General features: G+C 68.8%; 4 protein-coding genes. 1 reads left to right on the top strand and 3 read right to left on the bottom strand.

Going from position 1 to position 3,295, the window contains the following annotated elements; translation table 11 throughout:
• Positions 1–109: 109 nt before the first annotated feature.
• Together lpdA and HF519_RS29705 are read right to left on the bottom strand one after the other, a co-directional pair.
• Positions 110–1,516 (bottom strand): dihydrolipoyl dehydrogenase, encoded by a 1,407-nt coding sequence (lpdA, locus tag HF519_RS29710; protein WP_169416267.1) that lies wholly within the window; start codon positions 1,514–1,516, stop codon positions 110–112.
• A 90-nt stretch (positions 1,517–1,606) separates the two neighbouring features.
• A complete protein-coding gene (locus tag HF519_RS29705) occupies positions 1,607–2,203 on the bottom strand; it encodes a MarR family winged helix-turn-helix transcriptional regulator (protein WP_312860427.1) in 597 nt (198 codons plus the stop codon).
• A gap of 87 nt (positions 2,204–2,290) precedes the next feature.
• Here HF519_RS29705 and HF519_RS29700 point away from each other — a divergent pair, with 87 nt between their 5' ends.
• Complete coding sequence (locus HF519_RS29700) at positions 2,291–2,854, top strand: YceI family protein (RefSeq protein ID WP_169416266.1); 564 nt, start codon at positions 2,291–2,293, stop codon at positions 2,852–2,854.
• Here the strand turns inward: HF519_RS29700 and HF519_RS30745 are convergent.
• Positions 2,817–3,152, bottom strand: coding sequence for a VOC family protein (locus HF519_RS30745; protein ID WP_211170771.1), 336 nt, complete (start codon positions 3,150–3,152; stop codon positions 2,817–2,819). The genes HF519_RS29700 and HF519_RS30745 overlap by 38 nt on opposite strands.
• Positions 3,153–3,295: the final 143 nt, after the last annotated feature.

The raw sequence follows: 3,295 nt of genomic DNA, 5'->3' as shown, positions 1-3,295 counted from the left end.
CTTCTGCCCTTGATCGCCCCGTCCTCTCCACGCCGCGGCGATCAAGGGCAGAAGGGGATCAGTTGATCACCGACAGGCCCCTTCGGCCCTTGATCGCGGGGAGGGGGGGTCAGAAGTTGATCATGTGGCCGGCCAGGCCGTGGATCGCCTCCTGCAGCGCCTCGCTCAGCGTCGGGTGCGCGTGCACGTTGCGGGCCAGCTCGTGGGCCGTCAGGTCCCACTTCTGGGCCAGCGTGAGCTCGGGCAACAGCTCGGTGACCTCGGCCCCGATCAGGTGCCCGCCGAGCAGCTCGCCGTAGGTCTCGTCGCTGATCAGCTTCACGAAGCCGGCCGGCTCGCCGAGCCCCTGGGCCTTGCCGTTGGCCATGAACGGGAAGGTCGCGACCTTCACCTTCCAGCCGTTCTGGTCGGCCAGCTCGCGGGCCTGCGCCTCGGTCCAGCCGAAGCTCGCCACCTGCGGTTGGCAGAACGTGGCGCGCGGCATCATCGTGTAGTCGAGTTCCTGGGTCTCGACGCCGGCGATCGTCTCCGCCGCGACCACGCCCTGCGCCTCGCCGACGTGGGCCAGCATGAGCTTCGCCGTCACGTCGCCGATCGCGTAGATGTGCGGGACATTCGTGCGCATCCGGTCGTCGATGGCGATCGCGCCGCGGTCGGTGAGCTCGACGCCGGTGTTCTCCAGTCCGTAGCCCTCGACCCGGGGCTTGAACCCGATCGCCTGGATGACCTTGTCGGCCTTCAGGTCCTTCGACTCGCCGTTCTTCGAGACGGTGACGGTGACCTGGTCGCCGGAGTCGTCGATGGACTCCACCTTCGTCGAGGTCAGCACCTCGATGCCGTACTTCTTGTAGCGCTTGGCCAGTTCCTTGGACACGTCGGCATCCTCGAGCGGCAGCAGCCGGTCGAGGAACTCGACGATCGTGACCTGCACGCCGTAGTTGCTCAGCACGTAGGCGAACTCGACGCCGATCGCGCCCGCGCCCGCGATGACGACGCTCCCGGGCAGCTCACGCGTGAGGATCTGCTCCTCGTAGGTCACCACGCGCTCGGACAGCGACGTCCCGGGCAGCAGCCGGGTGCTCGCGCCGGTCGCGATGATGACGTCGTCGAAGGTCAGGGTCTCGGTGCCGCCGTCGGTCAGCGCCACCTCGATCGTCCCCGCATCGACGAACGAGCCGCGCCCGTCGTACTCGGTGATCTTGTTCTTCTTCATCAGGAAGTGCACGCCTTTGACGCGCCCTTCGGCCACCGTCCGGCTACGGTCGAAGGCGGCACCGAAGTCGAACGACACCTCACCGGAGATGCCGAAGGTCTTGGCCTCCTTGGTGACGAGATGCGCGAGCTCGGCGTTGCGCAGCAGTGCCTTCGACGGGATGCAGCCGACGTTCAGGCACACGCCGCCCCAGTACTTCTCCTCCACGATCGCGACACGCCGGCCGAGCTGGGCCGCGCGGATCGCCGCGACGTACCCACCGGGACCGGCACCGAGGACAACGACGTCGTAATGAGTGGGCATGTGCCCAGCCTAGAACTCCGCCCGCCACGTCTCGCAGGACCGCCGCGAGGGTCACGCCGTCGCGTCCGGGCGCCGTGGACGTCGCGGCGGCTACCCGGATGCCACGGGCCGGTCGTCGGTGGCCGCCGCTTCCCCGGCGCAGGGGTCGGCAACGTCCTCGGCGCAGGGGTCGGCAACGTCCTCGGCCGCGCAGGTATCCGTCACCGGATCCCCCGTGACCGGCCAGAAGGGGTGGTCGGCCAACTTCTGCACCAGGGTCTCGGTGATGTCCTGCAGGGCGGCCTGCTGCTCGGGGCTGAGGTGGTCGAACACGGTCGCCCGGACGGTCTCGACGTGCCCGGGTGCGGCCGCCTCCAGGGCAGCCGCACCCGCCGGGGTCAGCTCGGCGAACGCGCCGCGGCGATCCGTCGGGCAGGCGCGCCGCACGACCCAGCCCGCCTCCTCCAGACGTGCCACGGCGTGCGAGAGCCGGCTGCGCGAGGACAATGCGGAACTGGCCAGCCGGCTCATCCGCAAGGTCCGGTCCGGCGCCTCGGACAGCCGGGCCAGGATCTCGTAGTACGCGAGCGGCATGCGGGCGTCCTGCTGCATCTGACGTTCGACTCGATCGAAGACCAGCCGACTGGCGGAAAGAAACGCCCGCCATGTGCGCTGCTCGTCCTCGTCGAGCCAACGAGCGTGGTTCACGTCACCCCCCGGAATGGTTGAGCTCTCAACACGTTATCCGTACCGTCGTACCCAACAGATGAGCGTTCAACTACTTGGGAGACTGAGATGACTACAGCAGCCAGCACCCAGATCCCCGGCTACGTGGCCGGCACCTGGGACATCGACCCGGTTCATTCCGACGTCTCGTTCACCGTTCGGCACATGATGGTGAGCAAGGTACGCGGCCGGTTCGGTTCCTTCACCGGTGAAATCGTCACTGGCGCGAATTTCGCCGATTCGACGGTGTCCGCGACCCTCGACGCCACCTCGATCGACACCAACAACGAGCAGCGTGACGAGCACATCCGCTCCGCCGACTTCTTCGACGTGGCCAACAACCCGGAGTGGACCTACCGCTCGACCGGCGTCCGCGCCGATGGCGAGGACTTCGTCGTCGACGGCGAGCTCACCATCAAGGGCGTCACCAAGCCGGTCTCGCTGAACCTGGAGATCGGCGGCTTCGGTCCCGACGCCTACGGCGGCACCCGCGCCGGCTTCACCGCCACCACCACGATCAACCGCAGCGACTTCGGTGTCGACATCGCCATCCCGCTCGACGGCGGCGGCGTCGTGGTGAGCGAGAAGGTGCAGATCACCCTCGAGATCCAGGCTGTGCTGCGTCAGGCCTGAGGCCTGCTTGCAGGGCCGAAGCATCGGCACACTGCGGCTCGGCCGACCTCTCCCAGCGCTCCGGCGGCGTCGGGGCCCGCTCCAGCGGGCTCCCGACGCCGCCCTTGCTGTTCTCGGGCCGCGCCGTCGCCTCGGTGTCCACGGCCGGCCGCAGGCCGCCGGGCAGCGAGGCCTTCACGTGCGGCTGGTCGTCGGCGTCCGGCGGGAACGCGACACCGAGCCGCCGGTAGAAGGCCGGCGATGCCGCCATGTCGGCCACCAGGTGCCCGGCCACGTCCAACCGTGCCTCGGTCTTCATGCCGCCGAACCCAGGCCCGGCCACCACCCCCGGTCTTGAACCGATCGGCCACAACCCCGCTGATCAAGGCGAGAAGGGGGCTAGTCGATCTCCATGGGCCCCCTTTTTCCCTTGATCAGCGGTGGCGAGGGTGGGGGTGGGGG

The organism is Pseudonocardia bannensis, from assembly GCF_012911875.1.
In the GTDB taxonomy this organism is placed as follows: Bacteria; Actinomycetota; Actinomycetes; order Mycobacteriales; family Pseudonocardiaceae; genus Pseudonocardia; species Pseudonocardia bannensis.
Note: the sequence above shows the minus strand (reverse complement) of the source record. Positions and strands in the feature narration are given on the sequence as shown.

Coding starts and splice junctions, on each gene's coding strand:
- HF519_RS30745 (WP_211170771.1), bottom strand. CDS start 3,152: ATGAAGACCGAGGCACGGTTGGACGTGGCCGGGCACCTGGTGGCCGAC.
- HF519_RS29700 (WP_169416266.1), top strand. CDS start 2,291: ATGACTACAGCAGCCAGCACCCAGATCCCCGGCTACGTGGCCGGCACC.
- lpdA (WP_169416267.1), bottom strand. CDS start 1,516: ATGCCCACTCATTACGACGTCGTTGTCCTCGGTGCCGGTCCCGGTGGG.